General features: G+C 69.6%; 20 protein-coding genes and 1 pseudogene. 10 read left to right on the top strand and 11 right to left on the bottom strand.

The features are described from left to right. Positions 1 to 35: 35 nt before the first annotated feature. Together AC6CKD_RS05190 and AC6CKD_RS05185 are read right to left on the bottom strand one after the other, a co-directional pair. Positions 36 to 773 carry a dienelactone hydrolase family protein gene (locus AC6CKD_RS05190; RefSeq protein ID WP_498325475.1) on the bottom strand — a complete coding sequence of 246 codons (738 nt, stop codon included), beginning with the start codon at positions 771 to 773 and terminating at the stop codon, positions 36 to 38. A gap of 193 nt (positions 774 to 966) precedes the next feature. Next, complete coding sequence (locus AC6CKD_RS05185; protein WP_498325474.1) at positions 967 to 1,263, bottom strand: winged helix-turn-helix transcriptional regulator; 297 nt, start codon at positions 1,261 to 1,263, stop codon at positions 967 to 969. 337 nt (positions 1,264 to 1,600) lie between these two features. Between AC6CKD_RS05185 and AC6CKD_RS05180 the strand changes: the two genes are divergently transcribed. The 3 genes and pseudogenes from AC6CKD_RS05180 to AC6CKD_RS05170 form a co-directional block, all read left to right on the top strand. Continuing rightward, a complete protein-coding gene (locus AC6CKD_RS05180) occupies positions 1,601 to 1,912 on the top strand; it encodes an EthD family reductase (protein ID WP_498325473.1) in 312 nt (103 codons plus the stop codon). A 206-nt stretch (positions 1,913 to 2,118) separates the two neighbouring features. Beyond that, positions 2,119 to 2,493, top strand: coding sequence for a hypothetical protein (locus AC6CKD_RS05175; protein ID WP_498325472.1), 375 nt, complete (start codon positions 2,119 to 2,121; stop codon positions 2,491 to 2,493). A gap of 185 nt (positions 2,494 to 2,678) precedes the next feature. Continuing rightward, positions 2,679 to 2,864: pseudogene (locus AC6CKD_RS05170) on the top strand (enoyl-[acyl-carrier-protein] reductase FabV); the annotation flags it as partial. Positions 2,865 to 3,039: 175 nt separating this feature from the next. Here AC6CKD_RS05170 and AC6CKD_RS05165 read toward each other — a convergent pair. Together AC6CKD_RS05165 and AC6CKD_RS05160 are read right to left on the bottom strand one after the other, a co-directional pair. Continuing rightward, the gene (locus AC6CKD_RS05165) at positions 3,040 to 3,465 is read right to left on the bottom strand and encodes a hypothetical protein (RefSeq protein ID WP_498325471.1); all 426 of its coding nucleotides are present in this window, start codon (positions 3,463 to 3,465) and stop codon (positions 3,040 to 3,042) included. 299 nt (positions 3,466 to 3,764) lie between these two features. Further along, complete coding sequence (locus AC6CKD_RS05160; protein ID WP_498325470.1) at positions 3,765 to 4,328, bottom strand: hypothetical protein; 564 nt, start codon at positions 4,326 to 4,328, stop codon at positions 3,765 to 3,767. 766 nt (positions 4,329 to 5,094) lie between these two features. Here AC6CKD_RS05160 and AC6CKD_RS05155 point away from each other — a divergent pair. Continuing rightward, a complete protein-coding gene (locus AC6CKD_RS05155) occupies positions 5,095 to 5,685 on the top strand; it encodes a TetR/AcrR family transcriptional regulator (protein ID WP_498325468.1) in 591 nt (196 codons plus the stop codon). Positions 5,686 to 6,182: 497 nt separating this feature from the next. Here the strand turns inward: AC6CKD_RS05155 and cutA are convergent, their stop codons facing one another. The 3 genes from cutA to AC6CKD_RS05140 form a co-directional block, all read right to left on the bottom strand. Further along, positions 6,183 to 6,509, bottom strand: coding sequence for a divalent-cation tolerance protein CutA (gene cutA / locus AC6CKD_RS05150; protein ID WP_498325467.1), 327 nt, complete (start codon positions 6,507 to 6,509; stop codon positions 6,183 to 6,185). A gap of 322 nt (positions 6,510 to 6,831) precedes the next feature. After that, positions 6,832 to 7,110 carry a LexA family protein gene (locus tag AC6CKD_RS05145; protein WP_498325465.1) on the bottom strand — a complete coding sequence of 93 codons (279 nt, stop codon included), beginning with the start codon at positions 7,108 to 7,110 and terminating at the stop codon, positions 6,832 to 6,834. Beyond that, a complete protein-coding gene (locus tag AC6CKD_RS05140; protein ID WP_498325464.1) occupies positions 7,107 to 7,343 on the bottom strand; it encodes a DUF8825 domain-containing protein in 237 nt (78 codons plus the stop codon). Before AC6CKD_RS05140 ends, AC6CKD_RS05145 begins: the two co-directional genes overlap by 4 nt. A 409-nt stretch (positions 7,344 to 7,752) precedes the next feature. Between AC6CKD_RS05140 and AC6CKD_RS05135 the strand changes: the two genes are divergently transcribed. Then, the gene (locus AC6CKD_RS05135; RefSeq protein WP_323182337.1) at positions 7,753 to 8,079 is read left to right on the top strand and encodes a hypothetical protein; all 327 of its coding nucleotides are present in this window, start codon (positions 7,753 to 7,755) and stop codon (positions 8,077 to 8,079) included. Positions 8,080 to 8,178: 99 nt separating this feature from the next. On the opposite strand, the gene AC6CKD_RS05130 is transcribed toward AC6CKD_RS05135, so the two are convergent. Beyond that, positions 8,179 to 9,039 (bottom strand): SDR family oxidoreductase, encoded by an 861-nt coding sequence (locus AC6CKD_RS05130; protein WP_498325462.1) that lies wholly within the window; start codon positions 9,037 to 9,039, stop codon positions 8,179 to 8,181. Between the two features lie 805 nt (positions 9,040 to 9,844). Between AC6CKD_RS05130 and AC6CKD_RS05125 the strand changes: the two genes are divergently transcribed. Further along, a complete protein-coding gene (locus AC6CKD_RS05125; protein WP_498325461.1) occupies positions 9,845 to 10,219 on the top strand; it encodes a hypothetical protein in 375 nt (124 codons plus the stop codon). Positions 10,220 to 10,492: 273 nt separating this feature from the next. On the opposite strand, the gene AC6CKD_RS05120 is transcribed toward AC6CKD_RS05125, so the two are convergent. Continuing rightward, positions 10,493 to 11,557 (bottom strand): alpha/beta hydrolase family protein, encoded by a 1,065-nt coding sequence (locus tag AC6CKD_RS05120; RefSeq protein ID WP_498325459.1) that lies wholly within the window; start codon positions 11,555 to 11,557, stop codon positions 10,493 to 10,495. Positions 11,558 to 11,675: 118 nt separating this feature from the next. On the opposite strand from AC6CKD_RS05120, the gene AC6CKD_RS05115 reads away from it, so the two are divergent. Next, positions 11,676 to 12,311, top strand: coding sequence for a GNAT family N-acetyltransferase (locus AC6CKD_RS05115; RefSeq protein WP_498325458.1), 636 nt, complete (start codon positions 11,676 to 11,678; stop codon positions 12,309 to 12,311). A 38-nt stretch (positions 12,312 to 12,349) separates the two neighbouring features. Then, positions 12,350 to 13,195, top strand: coding sequence for a PaaX family transcriptional regulator C-terminal domain-containing protein (locus tag AC6CKD_RS05110; protein ID WP_498326252.1), 846 nt, complete (start codon positions 12,350 to 12,352; stop codon positions 13,193 to 13,195). A 105-nt stretch (positions 13,196 to 13,300) separates the two neighbouring features. Here the strand turns inward: AC6CKD_RS05110 and AC6CKD_RS05105 are convergent, their stop codons facing one another. Then, positions 13,301 to 14,431: a YwqG family protein gene (locus tag AC6CKD_RS05105; RefSeq protein WP_498325457.1), complete on the bottom strand. Its 1,131-nt coding sequence runs from the start codon at positions 14,429 to 14,431 to the stop codon at positions 13,301 to 13,303. Here AC6CKD_RS05105 and AC6CKD_RS05100 point away from each other — a divergent pair. Then, positions 14,430 to 15,065, top strand: a complete 636-nt coding sequence (locus AC6CKD_RS05100; RefSeq protein WP_498325456.1) for a hypothetical protein — start codon at positions 14,430 to 14,432, stop codon at positions 15,063 to 15,065. The two genes, AC6CKD_RS05105 and AC6CKD_RS05100, sit on opposite strands and share 2 nt — an antisense overlap. A gap of 213 nt (positions 15,066 to 15,278) precedes the next feature. On the opposite strand, the gene AC6CKD_RS05095 is transcribed toward AC6CKD_RS05100, so the two are convergent. Then, positions 15,279 to 16,889 (bottom strand): alpha/beta hydrolase, encoded by a 1,611-nt coding sequence (locus AC6CKD_RS05095; protein WP_498325454.1) that lies wholly within the window; start codon positions 16,887 to 16,889, stop codon positions 15,279 to 15,281. A gap of 464 nt (positions 16,890 to 17,353) precedes the next feature. Between AC6CKD_RS05095 and AC6CKD_RS05090 the strand changes: the two genes are divergently transcribed. Then, positions 17,354 to 18,204 (top strand): hypothetical protein (locus AC6CKD_RS05090; RefSeq protein ID WP_498325453.1); only part of this gene is annotated, 851 nt, incomplete at its 3' end.

Raw genomic sequence — 18,204 nt, 5'->3', positions numbered from 1 at the left:
CGTGGCGCCAGGCTGTTTGCTTGGGTCATGTCGGGTCATGCCCCCAGATCCTCCGTCACGGGCAGGCACTCGGTGAGCAGGTCGACGACGTCGCGCCAGGCTCGCTGTGCGTGCTGCGGGTGGTAGCCGACGCCGGGGACCGTGGGGTGGTCGACCGGCGGGTGGTGGAAGGCGTGCAAGGCGCCGCCGTAGACCGTGAGGCGCCAGTCGACGCCCGCTGCCTGCATCTCGGCGGTGAACGCGTTCCGTTGCGCGGGCGGCATGATCGGGTCTTCAGACCCGACCCCGGCCCACACCGGGCAGCGAATGCGCGCTGCCTCGCCCGTCCGGCCCGTGGTGGTCGCGTTGACTGTTCCGATCGCGCGCAGGTTGACGCCGTCGCGCCCGAGTTCGAGCCCGATGGCTCCCCCGGTGCCGTAGCCGACGGCGGCGATCCGGTCGGGATCGGTCCGCGGTTCGGTGCGCAACACGTCGAGTGCCGCATGGCCGATGCCCCGCATCCGGTCGGCGTCGGCGAGCAGCGGCATGCAACGGGCCAGCATCTCCTCGGGGTCGTCCAAGTAGCGCCCGCCGTGAAGGTCGAAGGCCAGCGCTACGTATCCCAGCTCGGCGAGAGCATCGGCCCGGCGGCGCTCGACGTCGCTGAGTCCCATGCCCTCTGGTCCGAGCAGCACCGCGGGCCGGCGGTCGACACCGGCCGGGAGCGCGAGGTGCCCGATCATCGTCAAACCGTCCGCCGGGTATTCGACCGTGCGCGTCGTGATCGTCGTCATGAGACTGGACTGTAGTGATCGTCGAGCTCGGTCCGGCCGGTGTTCTGCCGCTGGCAGAACAGCGTGCGTGTCCCTCGTGCCCCTCTGGAATACGGGGCCGAGGCTCAGGGCTTCAAGATCATATCGCTGCCCCTTTGGCGCGTACCTCGGTCACACCCGTCAGATCACCGCTCCACCTGGTTGGGCGTGATCTTCACGTCTCCGTGGGCTCCTGATCGTCGTGTTCTTGCTCCTGCGCCCAGGTGATCGCCCATTCGTCGAGCGGACGGAGGGCATCACGGAGTGCTGTCCCCAGTCGAGTGAGCTCATAACCGTCGGCCGAGGGGGCGATGATCCCGCTCGATGTGAGTTCGCGGAGCCGCTGGTAGAGGACGCTGGATGACAGCCCTTCGCACCGTGCCAGCAGCGCGCGGGCGCCGAGCGGTCCCGCGCGCAGTTCCCAGAGAATTCGCAGCGCCCACCGACGGCCGAACAGGTCCATCGCGGCCATGAGGGGACGGCCGGTAGTCGATCCACGAACCGGTGTTCCTGGGCGCGGTGTCGGCATGACCCTCCTTGCGTTTCGTTATTCGAAACACTAGCATCCACCCCCGGTGTTTCTGATTTCGAAACGAACTCGACGGGAGAGACGATGTCGCGGATGCCCCTGTTGGAACCGCCGGACACCGACCAGGCCGGCGTACCGCTCGCGCGCATGATGCCCGGGGACGCCCCGCCGATCGGGCTCTTCCGCATGTTCGCCAGAAACCTCCCGATGGCTGGCGCCATGTACGGGTCGGGTCGCTACGAGTTGGGCAGCCGGCTGACGTCTCTGGACGGAGGTCGTCTTGCATAAGCTTGTTGTCCTGTATCCCGAACCCGCCGACCCTGACCACTTCCGCGCCTACTACGTGACCAACCACCTTCCGCTGGTCTTGAATTGGCCCGGCCTTCTTGCGTGGCGCTACAGCTTCGACGTGGCGGCGCTCGAGGGAGAAGCGCCGTATTTCGCGGTCTTCGAAGCCGAATTCGCTGACGCCGCCGCCATGGACGCGGCGCTGGCGTCGCCGCACGGCCAGCGGCTGGCCGCCGATGTCGCCAACTACGCCACCGGCGGTGCGGTCGTCATCCACTATCCGGTGCAGAACGGCACCGGCTGAGGCAGGCCGGTACGCTCCGGGACGCGTTCGGTCGGCCGCTTAGGGCAGGTCCCGGCTAGGCAGTCTCGTTCGGATCGGTGGAACGTTGGTCTAGGCGTGTCGCTGGCTGACGCCCAGGGGGCGCGGATCGAGCCGCGATTGTTTTCATGTTCCGGACGAGAACCGCGTGGGTCCATCTACCGGAGAAGCACGGAAACTGGCGAGGCGTGTACAACTGGCCGCGGATGTGGGCCGTCGAGGGCACCTGGGAGCGGCTGTTCACGGCGCTGATGGTGCAGACCGACGCCGCCAAGGAGCTTGACTGGGCCGTCTCGGTGGACGCCACCATCGTGCGCGCTCATCAGCACGCCGCTGGGGTCCGCAAGAAAGGGAGCGCGGCCGCCGAGCCGCGCGACCACGCCATCGGCCGGTCGCGCGGGGGACTTACAACGAAACCAATCTTGCTGCCGACGGCCGCTGTCGTCCCGTGCTGTGCGTTCTGGCCGGCTGCCAGGCGGGCGACGCACCCGCCTTCATGCACGTCATGGGCGGACTACGTGTACCGCGTCGACGCGGGCGCCCCCGAACCAGGCCGGACGTAGTCATGGCCGACCTGGCGTATTCCTCCCGCGCGATCCGCGAGCTCCTGCGCAAGCGGGGCGTCCGTGCGGTGATCCCCGTGCCAGCGCCATCAGCGTGGCCATCGGCTGCGGCGGAGAAGCCGGGGCGGGAGACCGCCGGCGTTTGACCGCGAGACCTACACACAACGCAACACGGCTGGGAGCTCGACGACCACGTCCAAGACCGGGTGCGCGAGCTCTGGGCGGACCCGGAAGCCGGACTGGACCGCGCGCAGGGCGGCGCGGACTGGTTCATGGGCCAGATCCGCGAGTTGTACGGGTGGGGTGTCGAGGGCACCGACTACGGGCAGCCCGTGGAGACGACGGTCGAATGGCCTACGCCCAGCACGTGAGGCTGCACGGCCACCGGCCGGGATCCGTCCCTCTCCACGTCCTCGATGACCAACTCCCGGCCCAGGGGCGGCCGTACGGTGTGCCTGCCCCCGGGAGGACCTTCCTCGGCACGGACGAAGCCTGGGAGGAGCGGCGCAGCCGTTCAGGTCCCTCGTCGCCGCCCGGTGTCCTACGTCATCGTGCCGAGCCGGGGAGGGAGGGTGAAGGGGCGAAACGGATCCCTCGGGAACCTTTCCCGTCCCCCTTCCAGTCGAGGAACAAGATCACGTCGGTGAGAAGGCGGTGTCGGTTGGACCAGCTTGAGGAGTACGAGGCGGGGGTCGTGGCCCCGTCCTTCGCCTTGTTGAGCCGCTGGGCCAGGTCGGTGCGCCTCGTGACGGCCAGGCCGCCCCCGACGATCATCGCGGTCACCTCAATGTACGTGCCCTTGGCGTTGAAGACGGGGCTACGGCCGGTGGAGGCTTCAGGCAGGTCCCACGAGACTGTCGCCCAGTGCCGGATGGTGGCGCCGGACTCGGTCACACAGGCTTTGACGGTGAACTCCCAGTTGTCGGGCCAGGCCCCGCTGTAGGCCGGGTTGTCGACGGTCTTGGACGACACCTTGCACCGCTCCACCGCATGCGCTGGGCTGATCGCCGCAGCACCCGCGATGACCGAGGTTGCCACCAGTACTGCCGAGAGCCGCCGGGTGGGGGATGTCCTGAGCACGGGGTACGCCTCCAATGGTCGAGTGACCAGGTCAACGAGACGGCACTGAGAAGGAAGCGCGACCGACAGCGATCGCGGGGCGATCGCGGCGTGGGCGGGAGATTGCGGGCAGCGCCGGATCGACATCGAGGGTCGGCTCAAGGGTGATGTACGAGGGGAGAATGCCCCCAGATCTGGCCCGAGGCCAAGAGTCAGCTGGTGACCGAGTCGTCGCAAGCCGGCTTCGGTGGTGACTTCGCCAGAACGTCCCGCCAGTAGGCAGCCTCTCCGGCCACGCCCCGCTTCACGGGCTGGACGACCTCGGCGAATGCGAAGCCGTAGTTCTTCGTCCCGGGCCCGGCCGTCAGGTCTCGGGGGCCGACGGCCACCACGTACTGGCGGCCGGCCTCAAGGAGCACCTCCTGCCGGTTCGGGGTGACCGTCAGCGTGTAGCTGCCCGGGGCCCCGCCCGCCTGCACCCGCTGGGTGATCGCCACCGCAGGCGCCCACTCCTCTTTCATCACTTCCAGGATGCGCTCGGGCGTTGTCACGAACTTCCGTGCCTCAGCGTCGGAGATCCCCTCCAGCGAGACCGGCCCAGCCGGGCCGGTCGCCTCCACCACGGCAACGCCCTGCGCGGAGGTGGCAACTTCAGTGTCCGTGCCGTACGGCGCGTCACACAGGCTCTCCGCATACTCGGGCGAAGACGAGTCCCAGACGTACCAGCCGCCACCTCCGAGGAGCACAGTGGCGGCGACCGGCGCGATCAGCAGCATCTTCTTCGTGAGCCCCACAACTTTCGGCAATTCGCCTTGTCAACCTCGGCCGAAGCCTCGTGCACCGACGCGTTTGGTCACATCACGGACTGCACAGCCGCCTTCCCGCCGTCGGGCTTGTGGCAGAAGCCAAGGGCGTGCGTGCCCCAGTTCGTGGACGAGGACGTTGCGCCGCATCTCGGCGCCGTATCCGGCGAGCAAGGCCACGTCCAGGTGGTCTACGGTCGAGGCGGAGTCCGCGAGGACCTTGATCTTCGCACCGGAGACCCACACTCTGACCGCGTGCGCCCACTCGGTCCTGTACTTCGTGCTCGACGTACGCCCACCTCGGATCTCGCCCTCGCCGACGGAGCTGTGGGCCTTGCTCTGGTGGAGTCCTTCAGGTCCGCACACAGCGCAGCCGTAGTGGCGGCAGCTGGGGGCGTGGCGCCGAGCAACAGGGCAGTGGCAGCAGATAACACCGCGAGGGGACGTTGCATCGCGTCCAAGGTAGGAGACCCCCGAGCCGGGCCACCCACGAGCCGGGCCAACCGTTTCGCCGAGCAGAGCCGGGCCGCCTGACTGTCACCCGCGGGGGAATGCCCACTGCCGGGATGCTGAGCTGTCTGACGACGCTGGGGCGTCTTCCCGGTACCCGTGTCCCGGGTACCGGGGACGCCCCCCGCTGTGCAATCGATACGAAACGCTTCGTTGCGTGATCAGTGTGTGGCTGAAATGGAAGCCTGTCAACACGAGACGTAGCGTTGCGCTCGGATAGGGTCGGTCCGTGAGCCCCGCAACCCGCAGCGAAGAGTCCCGACAGGCCATCATCGAGGCCTCTCTCAGCCTGTGCGTCGAGCGGGGATTCGCCTCGACCACGATCGAAGGCATCGCCGCCCGGGCGGGTGTTGGGAAAACGACCATCTATCGGTGGTGGCCCTCCAAGGCCGCGATCCTCATCGAGGGCGTCGAGAACGCCCGGGACGCCGCCGCCGGCTTCCCCGACACCGGTGACATCCATGCAGACCTAGCCGCGCAGACCTCGAGCGTCATGCGACTGTTCAACACGGAGTTCGGCGAGATCTGGCGTGGACTGATCGGCGCCGCCCAATCCGATGAGGCTGCGGCGGACGGCGTCACCCGCATCCTGCGGGTCTCCATCGACGCATGCGTCGCGCGCCTCGCCAAAGCACGCGATGCCGGGCAGATCCGCCCCGACCTCGACCTCGAGATGGCAGTCGAGCTGCTCTACGGGCCGATCTACCACACCTGGCTCCTGCGCACCCGCCCCCTGCCGGAGGCCTACATGGAAAAGGTTCTCGCCACGCTTCTGCCCGCGCTGGTACCTGCGCCCGGTGAGCGCTCACTGCACATGTGACCTGGCGCCGGGACAGTACGAGGACCTCATCGCCGACGGGCCGGCGCGCGCCACCCCAAAGCACTGAGAGTGGGCCCGGTTGATGATCTTCACCTCTCGGTTCGCCGCCGCCGGGTTGTTGGCGTAGGGGGCCAGCTCTCCGTTCACGTTTCAGCGAGACCTGCCTCGACTTCACGCCCTTCGGCAGTCGACCCAGATGGCGACCGGGGTGTGCCACGCGTTTGATCCCTCCAGCCGGGCGCAGATCTGCGGGCCGGAGAAGTGGTGTGTGCAGGAACGGGAGTCCGCCACCGCCGGCCCCGCCGTCTAACGGGAGGAACGCGGCCGCGAGGGTGGTCGCGGAGCTGAGATGGAGGATCTTCCGCCCGGCCCTTCACGCGTGCGCCGATCCGGCTCGGTACATCTGAAGGCGGGAGTGCACCCGCGCGGGCTGAAGGGCGCGATTTCACCCGGCCCACGCAAGGATCCGACGCCTGCACAGCCGTGCCGGCGAATGACTATCTGGCGGTGGTCTCCTCCACGACCCACGCGCTGTAGCCATCGGAGGCAGTGATCACGGGGAGCACGATCCACTCCGGTACGTCGTAGGAGTGCTTCTTCCCGACCCACTCGGCCAGGGCCGTCAGGCGGTCCTTCGTGGTCTTGAAGGACACGCGCCACTCTGTGGCCGTCTCGATGTTCTCCTTCCAGCGGTAGACCGCGGTGAGAGGAGCATCGATGTGCGCACACGCTGCCAGCCGGGCCCCTACCGCACCCTGCGCCAGCGCCCTCGCCCCACCCTCGTCATCGATGGTGGTCTGTGCGATCACGATCTCGGTCGCCACGATGTCCTCCCGTGTCGTCTGTGTGTTGTGGTGTCCGATGCCTACGACATCACAGGCTGCGGCCCCGGCAGGGGAACGTGTGCAGATCACGCTCAACGTCCTGCCTGCCTCGCTCAGTACGAGTTGTCGAGTTGCTCTATGAGGAATCGAAGCTCGCGAGCCCGGCGCCGGGACATGCCGTGTATCACGGCAACCAGGAACTCCCGTGCTTCGAAGGGGCTGCCGCAGCATTCCCACACACCGCAGCCGCCGTCCTCGCACGCGCTCCAGAGGTTGCGCCCACCGAGGAGCATGCCGTTCTCCAGCTGGTGTAGACGATCACCTATGAAGCATCGATATCGACGGCTGCTCCCTGCCGGCCCTGCGCGGCGGCGAGGCGGCGCTGGCCGGTGCCGGTGAGTTCCACGCTGCTCCAGGACCGCGCGCTCCGGGCCAGCAGGCCGCCCTTCTCCAGCTGGGCAAGCTGGTACGCGACGGAGGAGCTCGAGCGAAGCCCGGCCATCACCCCGATCTCCCGGATGGTGGGGCCCCTCCCATGCGCCGCGATGTAGCCGGAGATGGACTCGAGGATCAAGATCCCGCGTCCCTTCAGCCGGATCACGCTGCCGCCTCCCAGTCACACGCGCGGGCCCGGCGCAGCAGGTCGGTGCGCGCGGCGGGCGAGTGCCCGGGTGTAGCCCAGTAGGGATGGCAGGCCAACGCGCCAGACAACTCGATGAGCCGACGACGCAGCTCAGTGGACCCCTGCGTGGGGGCAAGCCGGGCGAGCGCCTCGTAGGTGCGGATCCACTCGCTCTGGAGGCGGATCAGGTCGGAAGGGAAAAGCGGAGCCATTCCCTCAGTAGCTCATATGTTCGATTTCAATGGCAAGCCGACACGACTGCACACCATGGTCGCGACTGTGACCGAACGCGATAGAGGTCACTTGAACGCTGCGGTTGTCACCAAACGCCCCGGTGGTCATCGGTTGAGCCCTGACACGTGAGCTTGGGCTGTGCCCCAAAATGATCAGACGTCCGCCGCCGGAAGCTGGTAGAACCGGGTCCCGGTGGCACCTGGGCCACGAGCGCGTAGGCGATGCTGTCGTTGCGCGACAGGCTCCGGCATCATGGCGGAGGCCCTCCAACGGCGGAGGCCGGGGCGAGGGAGGAATCGCGTGGTGCAGTGGAGGCGTTTGAGTTCAGGTGCCCGCCCTGTGCCACACCCCGTCGCAACCCCCTCGGTGTGGGCAGCCTCAGGTGTCGTGGCCCTCGTCGTGGTCACCGTGCTGAACTACCTGAACGGCCAGGGCGACCCCACGATCGATCTTCTCCTTCTGTCCGTGCTGTGCGCCGTACTGAGCACCGGGGCCCGGCTCATCGCCGCACCGGGCACGGCTCTGGTCTGTTGGCTCGCCCTCAACGGCTTTGCCACACCACCCATGGGCGAACTGACCTGGTCCGCCGGCTACGACCTGGGCCGCCTCGGATGCCTCCTGGCGGCGGCGAGCATCGGAACCGCCATCTCCCGCATCGCCAACGCCCGCGCCGCCTACCGCCGCCTGACCCTCCACAAGTCCACGGGTTCCTGATCACTTCGGGGCCGCAGGATGACCTGTCCTGATCCTGCCCGGTGCACACGTGTCAGGGACGGAGCGGGAGCGTGACCAGGTGGCGTGGCAGACCGAGCATCACTGGAGCGGTGCCATGAGGTCGCGGGCGAAGTCGCCGACGGGGCGTGGGTCGTGCCCGGTCAGCTGGCGCACGGCGTCGGTGGTGTCGGCATTGGCGCCTTCCCTGAGGAGCTGAAAGATGCCTACCACCCCCTCGGCGAGCCACGGCGGCATACCCGCCCCGAGCATGCCGCCCCGGGCTGCCTCGTCGGGCACGGGGACGTACTCCACCGTCCGTCCGAGGGCGGTGGAGAGTTGGTCGGCGACCTCGGTGAAGGTGACGGCCTCGGGGCCGGTGATCAGATGGGTCTCTCCGTTCCTGCTCTGCCCGCTGAGCACTGCGACCGCGCAGGCGGCCACGTCACGGGGGTCGATCATGGCGACGCGGGCATCGTCCGCGGGCACGAAGATCTGTCCGGTCTGCCCGATCGTCGGCAGTGAACCGAGGAGGTTCGACATCAGGAAGCCGGACCGGAGAATCACGAAAGGGATCCCCGCCGAGCGCAGGCGGTCCTCGATGCGGCCGTGCTGGTCCGCGAACGTCTTCTCGGCTCCGGCCTCGGCTCCGACCGTGGACAGCATGACGATCTGCCGGACACCGGCCGTTGCTGCGGCCTCGATCGCGTTTGTCGCGTTCTCGACCTGCCGCGGGTCGTTGGCGCAGCTCAGGAAGGCCTGATCGGCGCCCGCGAAGGCGGCCCGGAGCGATTCGGGATCGGCGAAGTCCCCTTGCACAAGGTCGGCGCCGGGGCCGAGTACGGCCATGGCTCGTTCAGGGTCGCGGGTGAGCGCGCGGTGGGGGATGCCTCGCCGACGCAACTCGCTCACCACGTGTCGCCCCACGTTCCCGGTCGCGCCGGTTACCACTACGGTCGTCATCTCGTCGCGTCCTCACACCGATTCGGGGCTTTCCACCCACGTTGTGCGGCACGACCGTCCTGAGCCCCTCAGGACACGCGCGGGTTCACTCGTCAGGGTGCCCGAAGGGCTGCCCCGCGGAGCAGCACTAGGCTTGAGTGGTGGGGCAGACGAGGGTGACGCACTCATGAGACGACGCCACCACTTCCACATCGACCAAGACGGTCACTCGGTCAGTGCCACCGTCCAGACAGGCCGCACCGTAGAGGTGCAGGCCTTGGTGGACGGCGAGGAGACGGGACACGCCACGACCTGGGGCGACAGGCGCGTCACGGTGCGCGTGGATCTTCCGACCGATCCGCCGATCCGATCGCGGTTCGCACGACACCCGGTCCGGGGGTCCCGCGTTGCCTGCTTGAGACGCCGGGCGCCGGGCGCCGAGCCCCACGTCAACCTTAAGTCGGCAGCACACGCCTAGCCTCAGCCGGTCACGAAGCCGCGGCGGGCGGCTGCCTCTCGGCCGCCCGGACGCCGTCTTCCCTCCGACGGGGAGGCCAGAGGAGCCACCTGTAGGTTCCGAGCCGCACGGCATCATCGGCAAGGCAGCGGCAGCGGCAGCGGTCGCGCTGCCGTCTCGTCCCACAGCACCGCAGCCTCCTACGGCGGACCACAACGCCATGCGTGCGCCGGGATCGCGGCGCGTACGCGGATGTCCGCAGCGGTCGTAGCCCGCGTAGGCCCCGCGCGGGACGCTCCATGCGGCTGGTGGGGGCCGTACGCGCGTCTGCGGTACCGGGGACGGGCGGGACGCGGGATATTCGGGTTCATGGTCATGCTCTCCTCCGGCAGCGCGGCGCCCTCGGCGGCCGAGGTGCTCCATGCCCGGTACGCCGGCCGGCTGCCCGCCTCGCTGGAGAAGCTCGCGGGGCCCCGGCACGGTGTGGTCGAGCTGCCGCTGCATGTTGCCTGGTCCGGACTACGTTCCTACGACCTGGACCGGCCGCGGCTGCGCATGGGGCTGTACCGCACCGTCCTGGCCGACGGGCAGCACGGGGACCTCGTCGCCCTCCTGAACCGCGACCTCCTCCTCGCGCAGTGGCCCGTCCTTCGCACCCTCGTCAGCCGGCACCTGCGCGAGGTCTGGGAAGAGGCGTTCCCCGAGCTGCTCGCGGCGACGGGGTCCGCCGCCGCGAGCAGGTGACCGACCTGCACCGCCGGCTCCTCGCCGCCGTGATCGACATCGGCGCCCCGTACCCCTCGTGATCACCGGCGGGTACGCCGTCCAGACCCGGGGCTGGCAGGCCGCGATGAGTCCCGCCCCAGAACCTGCGCGACCGCCTCGCCGGCGCGCACTGGGTGGACGACGACAAGGACACGTGACGAACCCGTGGCATAGCAGTGCGGCATCCTCGTCCGGGGCGTCAGACCACGTTGCCGACGGCCCGCCTGGACGGTCCTGGACGGTCCTGGACTGTCACGGAGTGGCATTGCCGCCTCGGTCGAGATCCTTGAGGAACTGTCGCTGGCCGTCCAGGAATCCGTCCGCGAAGAGCGAGCGGGGCGAGAAGAGTGCGGTGAGCGTGATCTTGAGGTCCGACTGCTCGATGGACTGCTTGAGAAGTGAATGGGTCGCGTCCGGATAGCGCTTGACCGTCATCGCCCCACCCGCGTCCAGCACCTCGCGGTAGACGCGCTCCGTGTCGGCGGTGTCTACGTTGATGTCATGGCCCGCGAGGACCAGCAGCAGCGGTACGCCGCGCAGGGTGCGGAGGTCGTGAGTGGCGTCCGCGGTGTAGTTCTTGGAGATGAAGCCCCAGCGGTCGGCGGTCATGCCGTCCGTGTCGCCCCCCATGGCCTCGGTGTACTCCTCGAAGGTCCCGTGCCGTTCCAGCAGCCGTCGGGTGGTGTCGCTCTTGGCGATCGCCGCGCTCGTACGGGCTGCTGACGCGCCGTCGGCGCGCAGCTCGGCGAGGAGGTTGTAGCGGCCCTGCTGGAGCCAGTTGATCGCGGGCGAGACGGCGATGACGAAGCTCACGGGGGTCTTGGCGGCGATCTTCGGCAGGACCCAGCCCGCCTGGCTGGCGCCCCAGAGCCCGATCCGGTCGCCGTCGATGTCCGGGCGGGCGCGCGCCCAGGCGATGGTGGCGGCCGCCTCGTCGGCCCGGTCGTCCATGGACTGGCCGAGCCAGTTCCCGGGCGCGCCCGCGACGCCGGGCTTGTCCCAGGACAGGGAGGCGTAGCCGGCCCTGGCGTTCGCTTCCCACAGGGGCTTGTAGCCGTCGTCATGGGTGGCGTCGACGGGGCCGTCGCCGTGGACGTACACGACCAGGCCGTGGCGCTCGCGGCTGTCCTTCGGGGTGGCCAGTACTCCGTTGAGGGTGTGGCCGCCGTGGCGGATCGACACCCGCTGCTCGTCCATGGCGTAGGAGTGCTGCCACAGCACCACACCGCCGAGACCGGCGGACACGACCAAGGCCGTGACGAGTGACCACACGGCTATGCGGAGCCCGCGCCATCGGGGCTGGATCTTTGGATGCATGGGATCTGACCGTCTCCCTCTGTTCGGGTGAGCCAACCCAAAACTAACAGAACGAACACGACCGTCGTAAGAATGATAGTTTTGAGTTTCGGATTGCGGCGGCAGAAGGGGGCACGGCATGGAACTGGACGCCACGGGCACCGGTACGGGACCGGTGACGGTCCGGCGGGGTCTTCCGCCCGGCGCCGAGCGGCGGGCGGCCGAGATGTACTGGGACGCCTTCGGCCGCAAACTCGGCCCCGCGCTGAACCCGCCGGACAAGGCGGTGCCCTTCATCGCCGCCCACCTGAACGCCGATCGCGCGGTGTGCGCGCTCCTCGACGGGCGGCTCGTCGGCCTCGCCGGCTACCAGCTCGACGGCCGTGCCCTCACCGGGGGATCGGCCTCCGCCGTGCTGCGCGCGTACGGACACCTGCGGGGACTGCCCAGGCTCGCGCTCCTCGCCCTGTTCGAACGCCACCCGGCCCCCGGAGAGCTCGTCATGGACGGCATCGCCGTGGACCCGGGCATGCGCGGCCGTGGCGTCGGGAGCCTGCTCATCGAGGAAGTGGCCGCCGTCGCGGCGGAGCAGCACTGCCGGGAGATCAGACTGGATGTGATCGACACCAATCCGCGCGCCAGGGCCCTGTACGAGCGGCGCGGCTTCACGGCCGTGCGGACCGAGCGCACGCCCTACCTGCGCGAGCTGCTGGGATTCGGCGCGGTGACCACCATGCGTCGCGCCGTCGCAACGAGAAGGGTAGAAGAACTGTGAGCACCACGACGGAGGACCACGTCGAGGTCCCCACCCGCATGCTCGTCCACGCCCTGATCCGCGAGGACGGCACCGTCGGCGCGGACGAGCTCTACTCCGTCGCCAACACCCTGGGCATGAGCGACCAGCAGGTGCGGCTGTGCGTCAAACGCCTCGTGGCCGAGGGCCGGTTCACCCACGAGGGCCGCGGCCGCAAGGCAGTACTGCACGCGACGGCGGACACCACGCGCGCCCTGGCACCCAACGCCGACTTCCTCCGGCACGCGTTCCAGCAGGACGCCGGACTCGCTCCCTGGGACGGTGTCTGGCACCTGGCCGCCTTCGCGGTGCCCGAATCGGCGCGCACGACCCGGGACGCCCTGCGCGAGACGCTCGTCCACCTCGGCGGCGCCCCGCTCCAGGGCGGACTGTACGTCTGCGCCAACGCCTGGGAACCGTACCTCGAAGAAGCGGCCCACCGCCTCGGCGCCCAGAGCGCGCTCACCCTTCTCACCACGACGGACCTGCGCAAGGGCGATACCAGCGAGCCCGTCGAACTCGCCCGCCGGCTATGGCCCCTGCCGGACATCGCCGACCGCTACCACCGCCTCAGCCGCATCACCCGGCCCCGCCTCGCCCGGCTCACCGGCCCCGCCGGACCCTCCCCGTCCGCACTCCTCACCATCGCGGTCGAGCTGGCCGCCGAACTCACCCGCGCCCTGGAACCCGACCCGCTGTTGCCGCCTCAGCTCCTGCCCCAGCCCTGGCCAGGCACCCAGGCCCGCGAGCTCGTCGCCCGGTGCTGGGCGGCCCTGCGCGAACGAGACGGCGGCGAAGCCCGTCCAGCCCTTTTCCGCCTCTACACCGACATCACCCGAGAAGCCGCGGACCGGGCCGCGCGCTGAAGACAGGAGAGAAGACAGGGCAGAGGGCGTGCACGGTGATTCATGCCAACCGGTGCATGTTCGTGTTCGCGTATGCACGCCGACACCAGAGTGGATCGGCGCTGATCAGCTGCACTGCCAGGTGAACATCGCTCGGTCGAAACGGCACTCGGCCAGGTCCTGGGGGCGGATGAGCCAGTACAGCACGCCACCATCGCCCCACATCATGTCGGCAGCGTCATCACTGTCGAACTGAGCGAGCAACACCCAGTTGCCGATCTCCTTGTCCAGGGCCGGGTCGCCCCACACCACACCCCCGTCCAGGACTGCTTCCGCGATCTCGATCTCCACCGGGTTCTGCATCGAGTGGGCATGACCGCCGATCTGGTGGCCCGTCCCTTCGTCGAGCTCCCACATCGCGTCGAGGAAGTCCTGCGCGCACACCGCATGGTCATACCGGTTGCTCAGCGGAGCCCCGTGGGCAAAGGCATCACGGAGCTGAGGATGCCAGGGTTCGGTCGCGGTCGTACCGGGCCGGGCAGCCAGTGGAACCCTGGGATACGGCTGGAGGCATGCGGGCGCGTCACGCTCGCCGCAGGTCTCCTCGGCCGGCGTGTACAGGACGCGTGCCCCTGCCCAACTGGCTCGATCCTCAGCCAGTACGAGGGCCTCGCCGTCGTCCAGCTGACCGTCGAAGTAGAAGAAGGACAGAGTTCCCGAGGCAGGGAGCGTGATGTCCACTGCACCCGCAGGCAGCATGGCGCAGTCCACTGAGGCGATGAACGAGAGCGGCCCGTGGCCTTCCCACGACGGCCACTCCGCACCTGCCGGGAGTTTCGGCAGGCCGCCGATCTGGCCCACTGCCGCGTCCGTCTCCAAGCGGACGGCCGGACGGAGCAGCGCGATCCATTTCTCCGCGACCGGGGAAGGCAAGTGCTGGTGGGCAAGGGGCTCGCCCTCGCCGGTTCGGACGAGGCCCGTGAGGGGCTCCGGGCATACATCCGGAACGGCAAGGACTGGGTCTCCGTACTGGAGGCGGTCGCGGATGGCTGGCCGGCCGAGTGGTGGGATGACCTGGGCGAGGTCGCGCGCGCCCGGATCGGCGGGGAGGTGGATCGGGCAGGTCCTTTCGGCCCGTGGAGCCGGTTCGGGATCGAGGTGCCGGGCCGCAGATTCCCTCAGCGGCCGTCCCTTGGCGGGCTGAGCGACGAGGAGTTGCTCGCCCTGCTGGCCGCTGACGGCACCGGAGTTCAACATGAAGATCGATGCGCTGCGTGCGCTGGCCGGGCGGGAGCCGGTAGAGGGGCTGATCCCGCTCGTCCCCTCACTCGGAACCACGGGCGGCCGCCGGCCGTTGCCCCTGCTACGGCGGGCGGTCGACCGCCTCGGTGCCCTCGCCGTGCCGGCGGCACGTGGGTGGGCCGTGGACGGGCGGGAGTGGCTGGCCGGGCTGGGGGAGGACGTCCTGGCCGACCACTCCGGGCCTGAAGCACTACCGGGACTCGTGGCCGAACTCACCGAACAGTGGAAGGCGCGTGCCTGGTGCGGTCCCGACACGACGGCGAAGAGACTGGCCCGCTTCGGGCCAGAGGCAGCGGACGCCGTGCCCGTCCTCTGGCGCTTCTGGCGGCACACCCCGCACTCGTACGAGCGCGCTGACTCCCTGGCGGCCCTCGCCGCGATCGACCCGACCGGCGTGGACGACGCGTACGCCGAGTCGCTATGGGACTGCGAGGAACGGGCACGGTTGCTGGCCATCGCCTCGGCACCCGACTCCCCGCGGACCCTGGACCGCATCGGCGTACTCCGCGACGACCCCATGGAGATACCAGAGGTACGGGCCGCTGCCGCGGCGCGATTGGCCCCCGAAGCCGGCCCTGGGTCTCCCTGACCCAACTTGTACGGCAAAGGCGAAACCGTCGCCCATGCGACAACCTCCACCAGCCCCGCCACTACCACCGAGGTCGGCGCCTCTACGACGTCACGGCCCCCGAGCCATCCAGCTAGCCGCTCTCCAGGCGATGGGACTTGTCATTGCGGCAGACCACAGGGCGACGTCACGCGAAGGGCTGGCCGAGCCACTGGTCCGCTCCGGCCCGCCGGCCTACTTGGAGCAGGTCTGGTCGGTGGCGGGCAGCTTGCCGGTGGCCAGGTACCGGTTGACCTTGTTGTCGACGCAGGCGTTCTCGTAGAGGCCGTAGACGGCGTGGCGGTTGGCGTCCGTGACGGTGAGCAGCTTGGAGCTGGGCAGCAGGCCGTGCAGGGCGACGGCCCCCGTGTGCGGGGTGCGCGGGTCGCCGGTGGCGGACACGATCAGCATCTTGGCGTCGCGCTTCACCTCGGTGGGCTCCTCGCGGGGCCGGTCCCAGAAGGCGCACGGACCGATGTTGTTCACCAGCGGACCGAGGCGCGGGTGTGCGGCACGGCTCCGCTCGATGTCGCGCCAGTAGACCTCCGGGTCGCGCGGGGCCGCTACGTCCCCGCAGATGACCGCGGACTGCACGCTGCCGTGGTGCGACTGCTCGCCGGTCGTCACGAGGCGCAGGATCCCCGCGAACTGCGGCGTCAGCGGTGTCGGCTGCCCTGCCGCCGCCCGGTTCAGTACGGACACCTGCTCACCGAGGGCCGCCCGGGACGCGTCGGTGTCGCTGTCGATCCCGGCGACGAGAACGAACGGGACCAGGGCGTCGTCGAGGTGGAAGGTGTCCGGGCCGGTGCCGACGGTGATCGGGCGGCGCGCGGACTGCTCGATGAGGCGGTCGACCGTCGCGAGGACCTCGTCGCGGGTGCTGCCGAGACCGTAGGTGTCATTGCGGACGGCGGCCCACGCGGCCCAGCCGGCGAGCGCCTGCTCGTTCTCGCCGACGGCCTCCCGCAGCAACCGGGGACCGAACTTGCGCGGATCGATGGCGCCGTCCAGGACCATGCGGTCGGTGCGGCCCGGGAACATCTGGGTGTAGACGGTGCCCAGGTAAGTGCCGTACGAGTAGCCGAAGTAGGAGATCTTCCGCTCGCCGAGCGCCCCGCGGATGACGTCCATGTCGCGCGCCGTGTTGCGGGTGCTGACGTGCGGCAGCACGGCGGCGTCGGCGGCACGGCACTTGGCGGCCAGGTCCTTCTGGAGGACGACCTGGCTCTCGAAGGCCGCCCGGTCCAGACCGGCCGAGGAGAGACTGGTACCGACGGGCCACCCGCAGTCCAGCGGGGTGCTGCGGCCGACGAAGCGCGGGTCGAAACCAACGATGTCGTACCGCGGTCCCGCCTCCTTCATCCAGGCGTGGAACTCCGGCGGGGATTCGAAAGCGGTGCCCCCGGGACCGCCGTTGTTGAGCAGGATCGAACCGATGCGGTGGCGGGTGTCGGTGGCCTTGAGCCGCGATATCGCGACGGTGATCGTACGTCCCCGGGGGGCCGTGTAGTCGAGCGGCACGGTGACGTCCGCGCACTGCACGCCGGCCGCGTCCAGACCACCGCCCACGGTGTCGTCCGGGCCTTCGGCGCAGCTGCCCCAGCCCAGCCGCTGGTTGTAGAAGCGGTCGAGTCCGGAGGCGGGCTTCTGCGTGCCGGGGACCGCCGTGGCCGTGGCGGGGGCAACCCCGAGGCAGACGGCGAGGGCCAGGCCCACGGCCGAGGCGCGGCCCACGGCCGGGGCGCGGCGCACGGCCGGGGCGCGGCGCACGGCCGGGGCGCGGCGCACGGCCGGGGCGGCGGTCATCACGAAGTCTCCTCGGGGAGATGGGCGCGGGGCGTGCGGGGCGTTGCGGTCGTGGGTGCCAGTCGTATGTTTCTCACCCGTCAGACGCTAGGCGGAACAGCCGACCCGCTCACTACAGTTGACCCCCCAACCGAGAGGGGGTAACCCCCCACCCACGTCTCACGCTGCCCGGTCGGAGCGACCGACTCACGAACAGCCGACGTAGCCCTTCTCAAAGGCGGTTGCGGGTGCCTGGGTTTCGCTCTACGACGGGATCAAGGTCGCCGGGGCCGGATAACTCGACATCGACCCTTTCGTATCTGTACCTGCGACGCCATGAGCTCGAACTCAACCAGCTCATAGCGTCAGCGGCATGCTGACCCTCTTCCATGCCGCGTCCAGGGGCGTGCGACGATCACGACGTGGTCACACCTAGCCTTCCACCGTCCGATGCGCCGCGCTCGCATACGCGTCACCCGTCGGCCATGGCCGTGCTGATGGCGCTGCTGGACCGCTCAGTGGAACAGATGGCGGAGGCTGCGGCAGACGTCCGCCTGTTCGACCGTGAGGCTATTCGCGCGGCATCGGACGTGTGGGACAACAACCTGGTTCCCCTGTTTTGGGCCGCGAGCACGTCCGGCGCCCCCGAACGCGAACGACGGGCGACGACCGTACTGGAGTGGATGGCCGGGCTCGGCGAGCGGCGGCGGGCATGGATGACCGAGCAGGCGGCAGCCGCCGGGCACGATATCGAATCGCTCCTACCACCACCCGTGCCGCACACGCCGGGCCGCGACTACCGCGGACACGTCATGGCACCGCAGTACCGGCTTACGCGCCAGAACGTGGATGAGCTGCTCCCCGACTACGACCTGGCGACGGCGTCCGTCCGCCACCTGCGGGTAGAGCGTGCTGGTTGCCGCCTGACCGCTTTTCTCCAGTTGGTCGTCGACCGCAAGTTCGGTGTCGATGAGGCTGCGCCGCCCGCCCTGCTGGACGTGTGGCTGGATGGCGTCACAGACATCGCCTTCGACCCTCCCGACACGCGGGGAGTGACCCTGGACCCCGGAGCGCGGGTGACCGGAATTTCCCTGGGGCGGGGCGGCCGTCTCCGCGCCGCCGGTGGCGAGTATCGCCTGGACGACCGCTCATGGCACCTGTCAGCCGCCGGTCGACGCGCAGACGTGGTCACTCCTCCCCGTACCAGCCGGCCGGACCGTCTACGTCGGCCGCCTGGCGGAGAACTGGGCCCCGACGCGCACGCTGCCGCCGCGCTCCTGCACCACGCCATGCTGGAGCTCCGCTCGGTGCGCTACGCCGATCGTGCCGATCGCGT

This window comes from Streptomyces sp. GQ60 (assembly GCF_059758875.1).
This window is presented reverse-complemented; position numbering and strand designations above follow the sequence as displayed.

Coding starts and splice junctions, on each gene's coding strand:
- AC6CKD_RS05120 (WP_498325459.1), bottom strand. CDS start 11,557: ATGCATCCAAAGATCCAGCCCCGATGGCGCGGGCTCCGCATAGCCGTG.
- AC6CKD_RS05095 (WP_498325454.1), bottom strand. CDS start 16,889: ATGACCGCCGCCCCGGCCGTGCGCCGCGCCCCGGCCGTGCGCCGCGCC.
- AC6CKD_RS05110 (WP_498326252.1), top strand. CDS start 12,350: ATGCTCGTCCACGCCCTGATCCGCGAGGACGGCACCGTCGGCGCGGAC.
- AC6CKD_RS05130 (WP_498325462.1), bottom strand. CDS start 9,039: ATGACGACCGTAGTGGTAACCGGCGCGACCGGGAACGTGGGGCGACAC.
- AC6CKD_RS05105 (WP_498325457.1), bottom strand. CDS start 14,431: ATGTTGAACTCCGGTGCCGTCAGCGGCCAGCAGGGCGAGCAACTCCTC.
- AC6CKD_RS05115 (WP_498325458.1), top strand. CDS start 11,676: ATGGAACTGGACGCCACGGGCACCGGTACGGGACCGGTGACGGTCCGG.
- AC6CKD_RS05160 (WP_498325470.1), bottom strand. CDS start 4,328: ATGCTGCTGATCGCGCCGGTCGCCGCCACTGTGCTCCTCGGAGGTGGC.
- AC6CKD_RS05100 (WP_498325456.1), top strand. CDS start 14,430: ATGAAGATCGATGCGCTGCGTGCGCTGGCCGGGCGGGAGCCGGTAGAG.
- AC6CKD_RS05185 (WP_498325474.1), bottom strand. CDS start 1,263: ATGGCCGCGATGGACCTGTTCGGCCGTCGGTGGGCGCTGCGAATTCTC.
- AC6CKD_RS05140 (WP_498325464.1), bottom strand. CDS start 7,343: ATGGCTCCGCTTTTCCCTTCCGACCTGATCCGCCTCCAGAGCGAGTGG.
- AC6CKD_RS05190 (WP_498325475.1), bottom strand. CDS start 773: ATGACGACGATCACGACGCGCACGGTCGAATACCCGGCGGACGGTTTG.
- AC6CKD_RS05125 (WP_498325461.1), top strand. CDS start 9,845: ATGGTCATGCTCTCCTCCGGCAGCGCGGCGCCCTCGGCGGCCGAGGTG.